Below are 5,833 nucleotides of genomic sequence, written 5' to 3' on the forward strand. Positions count from 1 at the left end.
TCGCCACCGGGCCGTTGCCGTCAGCGATCACCAGGGTGTCATCATCAAGCTCGACCTCCTCGTCATTGAGCAGCGCCAAGCGCTCGCCGGACTGCGAGAGGCGGACCCGAATCGCGCCCTCGAGCTTTGCCAGATCGAACGCATGCAGCGGCTGTCCCAGCTCCAGCAGCACATAGTTGGTCACGTCGACCATCGGCGAGATCGGCCGCAGCCCACTGCGGCGCAGCCGTTCTTCCATCCATAACGGGGTCTGGGCACTGGGGTCCAGGCCCCGGATAATCCGACACAGATAGCGCGGACAGGCCGCCGGGGCCTCAAGCTGTACCGCGTGGCGATCCTCGTGCACCGGCACCACCGGTTTGGCCGCCGGCTCCGTCACCGACAATCGGTTGAGCACACCAACCTCACGGGCAACGCCGGCGACGCTCAGGCAATCGCTGCGATCCGGCGTCAGGTCCAGCTCGATGGCGTGATCATCGAGCGCCAGCCAATCGCGCAGATCCTCGCCGACCGGGGCATCGCTCGGTAGCGTCATGATCCCCACCGAGCTCTCCGCCAAGCCCAGCTCCGAGGCCGCGCAGATCAGGCCCTGCGAGGCCACCCCGCGCAGCTTCGCCTTCTTGATCTTGAAGTCGCCGGGGAGCTTGGCACCCACGCGCGCCACCGGCACGCGCTGACCGGCCGCGACATTGGCCGCGCCGCAGACGATCTGCAACGGCTCGTCATTCCCAACATCGACCCGGCAGACGCGCAGCTTGGTCGCATCGGGATGCGGCTCGACGGCCTCCACCGCGCCGATGGCCACCCCCGTGAAGGCAGGTGCCACCGGCTCCAGCGCATCAACCTCGAGCCCGGCCATGCTGAGCTGATCGCAGAGTGCCTGAGCGGCAAGCGGCGGATTCACCCACTCGCGCAGCCAGGATTCACTAAAGCGCATCAGACACCCCGCGGAAACGCGCCGTTGCGGCCATACTCTTGCTCACAGGTCAGGTTGAGACTTTCGATCTTGAGATCAGGACAATTCGAGCCCAGCGCCATTGCGATCAATCGCGATCAGGCAAACTGCGACAAGAATCGAAGGTCATTATCAAAGTAGAGCCGCAGATCATCGACCCCGTAGCGCAGCATGGCCAGGCGCTCGACCCCCATACCAAACGCATAGCCCAGCCATTGCTCGGAGTCGATACCAACCTGTCGGAAGACCTCCGGATGGATCATGCCGCAGCCCAAGACCTCCAGCCAGCCGCTCTGCTTACAGACCCGACAGCCCTGCCCGCCGCATTTGACGCACTGCACGTCGACCTCGGCGGAAGGCTCGGTAAACGGGAAGTACGAGGGCCGAAAGCGCAGCTTCAGATCCTCCTGCTCGAAGAAGTTGCGCAGGAAGTCGTAGAGCACCCCTTTGAGATCGGCAAAGGTGGCCTCGCGATCAACCAGAAAGCCCTCGACCTGATGGAACATCGGCGTGTGGGTCAGATCGGAATCGCAGCGATAGACCCGCCCGGGCGCGATGATGCGCAGCGGCGGCGGCTGGGTCTCCATCACCCGGATCTGCACCGGCGAGGTGTGGGTCCGCAGCAGACGCCCATCGGGAAAGTAGAAGGTATCGTGCATCGCCCGCGCCGGATGATGCGCCGGGATATTGAGGGCCTCGAAGTTGTGATAGTCGTCCTCGACCTCAGGCCCCTCGGCGATGCTGAAGCCCGCGTTCGCAAACAAGCGTTCGATGCGCAGCATCGCACGGGTCACCGGATGCAAGGCACCCGGTCTTTGCCCGCGACCCGGCAGGGTCACATCGATGCGCTCATCGCGGAGCTGCGCCGCAAGCCGCTGCTCTTCGAGCTCGGTGCGGCGCGCATCCAATGCCTCCTGCACCACCCGCTTCGATTCATTGATGCGCTGTCCGGCGGCGGGCCGCTCATCCTTCGGCAAGGCGCCGAGCGACTTCAGCTTCGCGGTGAGAAGACCGCTCTTGCCCAGGTAGCGCACCCGCACATCATCCAGTGCCGCCAAGTCTGCGCACGCCCCACCCGCGGCGAGCGCAGCAGACTCGAGATCGGTCAAGTCCGAGACCGGCTCGGAAAGGGACCCTGAATCGGCAACATCGGGCCCAGTAACATCGGGCGCAGCAGCCGGCCGAGCAGCAGGATCGTCCGCCAGCTCACCATTAGGGCGTTGCGTCATGGGTTCCTCGCGTCGAGGTTGGCTGCGTCTTTAAGAGGCGTCGGCCAGGGCCGCCTTGGCCTGCTCCGCCAAGGCACCAAATGCCGGCTCGTTCTCGTAGGCCAGCTCGGCGAGCATCTTGCGATCGATCTCGACCCCGGCCTTATTGAGCCCATCGATCATGCGGCTATAGGAAAGCCCATGCAGCCGCGCAGCCGCGTTGATACGCGCAATCCAGAGCGTACGGAACTGACGCTTACGCTGGCGGCGATCGCGATAGGCATACTGGCCAGCCTTGATGACGGCCTGCTTGGCGACCCGGTAGACCTTGCTGCGGGCACCGTAATAACCCTTGGCCTGGTCGAGCACCTTCTTATGGCGAGCGTGCGCGGTCACGCCGCGTTTAACGCGTGGCATATCTCTTCTCCGAAGTGTTCAAAACGTCATTTGCGAGCGAAGGATCCCCCAGGAGCGGGAATCCTCAGCAGTAAGGCATCATGCGCCGCGCAGCCCGATTATCAGCGGGATGCATCAGGTGATTCTTGCGCAGCTGACGCTTCCGCTTGGTCGCCTTCTTGGTCAGGATGTGACGCCGGTGCGAGGCATTACGCTTGAACATCCCGGATGCCGTGCGCGCGAAACGTTTCGCGGCACCACGATTGGTCTTAATCTTGGGCATTTTTCACTCCGTAGTGTCTTGCTGCCGATCAGATGGCAGCTTATTGGATGCAGCGCATCGGAAGCCCGGCCCGAGCGCTGCGTATTGAATCCAGAAGGCTTGGGCTAGTGCTTCTTCGGCCCCAGCACCATGATCATCTGCCGCCCTTCCATCTGCGGCTGCTGCTCGACGATGCTGATCGAGGACAGATCGTTCTCGACCCGCCGCAACAGTTCAAGGCCAAGCTCGCGGTGGGCATGCTCGCGGCCACGAAAGCGCATCGTGACCTTCGCCTTGTCGCCCTCGTTTAGGAACCGGGTGAGATTCTTCAGCTTGACCTGATAATCGCCAATATCGGTGCCAGGCCGGAATTTGACCTCCTTGACCTGAACCTGCTTTTGCTTCTTGCGCGCCTCGTTCTGCTTCTTCTTCTGATCGAACCGAAAGCGCCCGTAATCCATCAGCCGACAGACGGGCGGGTCAGCATTGGGAACGATCTCGACGAGATCGAGATTCGCATCGGTTGCCCTCTGTTTGGCATCAGCCAGGTCGAGGATACCGACCTGCTCGCCATCCTCGGCAATCAAGCGGACCTGCGGAACCGTGATCTCATCATTGACGCGATTGCGTTTTGGTGCAGCGATAGCAGACTTCCTCCAAACTACAAAAAGATCGATAACAGCGCGATGTCTGACCGCCCAGGGCGCAGCCTTCAGCATCCTCCCTGGCACTCAGCGCAAAGCAACCCTCACATGGACACGCCGCCAGCGCCGCACAACAACGCGAGCCGCACGACAACAGCCCCTGCCAGCACTCGCCTAGATCGCGGCAGCTGCGCGCGCGCGCTGAGCGACCTCATCTGAGAGCCGCATCGCCAACGCATCGACAGCAACCACACCCAGGTCCGTGCCTTGGCGATCACGGAGCGCCAGCGTCTGGCTCTCCATCTCGCGATCACCAACCACCAGCAAGTAGGGCACCTTCTGCAGCGTGTGCTCCCGAATCTTAAAGCCGATCTTCTCGTTCCTCAAGTCGGCTTCAACGCGGAACCCCTTGTCTCGCAACGTCTTAGCAACCCGTTCAGCGTAGTCGCGCTGATGATCAGTAATGGTCAGCACCACCGCCTGCAGCGGCGCCAGCCACAGCGGCAGCGCACCGGCGTAATGCTCGATCAAGATCCCGATAAAGCGCTCCATCGAGCCGAGGATGGCGCGGTGGATCATCACCGGCACCTGCTTGGCATTGTCCTCGCCGATGTAATGCGCGCCGAGCCGGCCAGGCATCGAGAAATCGACCTGAATCGTGCCACATTGCCAGGTCCGACCGATGCTATCGCGCAGCGTGAACTCGATCTTCGGCCCATAGAAGGCCCCTTCACCAGGCTGCACGCGGAAATCGAGCCCCTTGTCGCGGAGCGCCTTGTCCAGTGCCGCCTCGCCCTTGTCCCAAAGCTCATCACTGCCGACACGCTTTTCCGGCCGCAACGACAGCGCCAGCTCGATCTGGTCGAAACCGAAGTCCTGATAGGTCTCGAACACCATCTCGATCAGCGTCGCCACCTCTTGCTGCAGCTGCTCCTCAGTGCAGAAGACGTGGGCATCGTCCTGGGTGAAGCGTCGCGCCCGCATCAGTCCATGCAGGGTCCCGGAGGGCTCGCTGCGATGCACGACGCCAAACTCGGCGATCTTCAGCGGCAGCTCGCGGTAGCTCTTCAGCCCCTGGTTGAAGATCTGGATATGGCCCGGACAGTTCATCGGCTTGATCGCGTAATCGCGCTCATCAAGCTGGGTCGTGAACATATCGTCGGCAAACTTCTCCCAGTGCCCGGACCGCTCCCAGAGCGAGCGATCCAGCACCTGCGGTGTCTCGACCTCCTGGTAGCCATACTCGTCGAGCTTGCCGCGCATGTAGTCCTCGACCTGGCGATAGATGATCCGGCCCTTTTGGTGCCAGAACGCCATCCCCGGTGCCTCGTCCTGAAAGTGGAACAGGTCGAGCTGCTTGCCGAGCTTGCGATGATCGCGCTTCTCCGCCTCCTCCAGCCGGCGCAGATAGGCCTTGAGCTCCTTCTTGTCGCGCCAGGCCGTGCCATAGATGCGCTGCAACATCGCGTTGCTCGAGTCGCCGCGCCAGTAGGCGCCAGCCAGCTTGGTCAGCTTGAAGCCGTTACCCAGCTTACCCGTGCTCGGCAGATGCGGACCGCGACAGACATCGAACCACTCACCCTGCCGATAGACCGAGACCTCCTCGCCCTCCGGGATGATGTCGTCGATGATCTCGACCTTGTAGGTCTCGCCCAGCTCGCGAAACGCGGCCTTCGCCTGCTCACGCTCCCAGACCTCGCGCTCGATCGGCAGATCGCGCTTGACGATCTCATGCATGCGCTGCTCGATCGCCGTCAGATCATCGGGCGTGAAGGGCTCATCGCGCGCGAAGTCGTAATAGAAGCCGTTATCGATCGCCGGACCAATGGTCACCTGTGTGCCCGGATACAGCTCCTGCACCGCCTGCGCCATCACATGCGCAGCATCGTGGCGCAGCAGCTCCAGGGCATCCTCATCGCGACTGGTCAGGATCGCGATCTCGGCATCCTCGGTGACAGGATAAGAGGTATCGACCAGCTGGCCATTCACGCGCCCCGCCAAGGCCGCCTTCGCCAGGCCAGCGCCGATATCCGCCGCGATCGCCTGCACGGTCACCGGCGCCTCGTAGTGCCGCTCGGAGCCATCGGGGAGCCTAATCGTGGGCATCTTGAAACCTCTTGGTGTCAGTGGTGGCCGATACGAGGGACCACATGATTAGGAGGGACGCCGAACACTGCGCCCGCTAGAAACCAAAAACCGCCAGCCCAGAGACACGGTGCAAAGGATGCAACCGCATAGGCTGACGGCTCGGGTGGCCCGGCACCGTCCGTGCTGCCGACAACCGACTGTTTGGTAGGCGCGATTGGACTCGAACCAACGACCCCCACCATGTCAAGGTGGTGCTCTAACCAGCTGAGCTACGCGCCTG

At 62.7% G+C, this 5,833-nt stretch carries 6 protein-coding genes and 1 tRNA gene; all 7 read right to left on the reverse strand.

Features of this window, described 5'->3' with window-relative positions:
• On the reverse strand, nt 1-937 hold a 937-nt coding region (gene ytpR, locus ACY693_RS14030; protein ID WP_462322446.1), incomplete at its 3' end, for a YtpR family tRNA-binding protein.
• Nucleotides 938-1,053: 116 nt separating this feature from the next.
• A complete protein-coding gene (gene pheS / locus ACY693_RS14035; protein WP_462322447.1) occupies nt 1,054-2,184 on the reverse strand; it encodes a phenylalanine--tRNA ligase subunit alpha in 1,131 nt (376 codons plus the stop codon).
• Nucleotides 2,185-2,214: 30 nt separating this feature from the next.
• Nucleotides 2,215-2,580, reverse strand: coding sequence for a 50S ribosomal protein L20 (rplT, locus tag ACY693_RS14040; protein WP_462322448.1), 366 nt, complete (start codon nt 2,578-2,580; stop codon nt 2,215-2,217).
• Between the two features lie 64 nt (nt 2,581-2,644).
• Complete coding sequence (gene rpmI / locus ACY693_RS14045; protein ID WP_462322449.1) at nt 2,645-2,842, reverse strand: 50S ribosomal protein L35; 198 nt, start codon at nt 2,840-2,842, stop codon at nt 2,645-2,647.
• Nucleotides 2,843-2,946: 104 nt separating this feature from the next.
• Nucleotides 2,947-3,498 carry a translation initiation factor IF-3 gene (infC, locus tag ACY693_RS14050; protein WP_462322451.1) on the reverse strand — a complete coding sequence of 184 codons (552 nt, stop codon included), beginning with the start codon at nt 3,496-3,498 and terminating at the stop codon, nt 2,947-2,949.
• 141 nt (nt 3,499-3,639) lie between these two features.
• A complete protein-coding gene (thrS, locus tag ACY693_RS14055; protein WP_462322450.1) occupies nt 3,640-5,571 on the reverse strand; it encodes a threonine--tRNA ligase in 1,932 nt (643 codons plus the stop codon).
• Nucleotides 5,572-5,755: 184 nt separating this feature from the next.
• Nucleotides 5,756-5,832 (reverse strand) — tRNA-Val (locus tag ACY693_RS14060).
• Nucleotide 5,833 lies beyond the last annotated feature (1 nt).

Source organism: Halochromatium sp. (assembly GCF_054919635.1).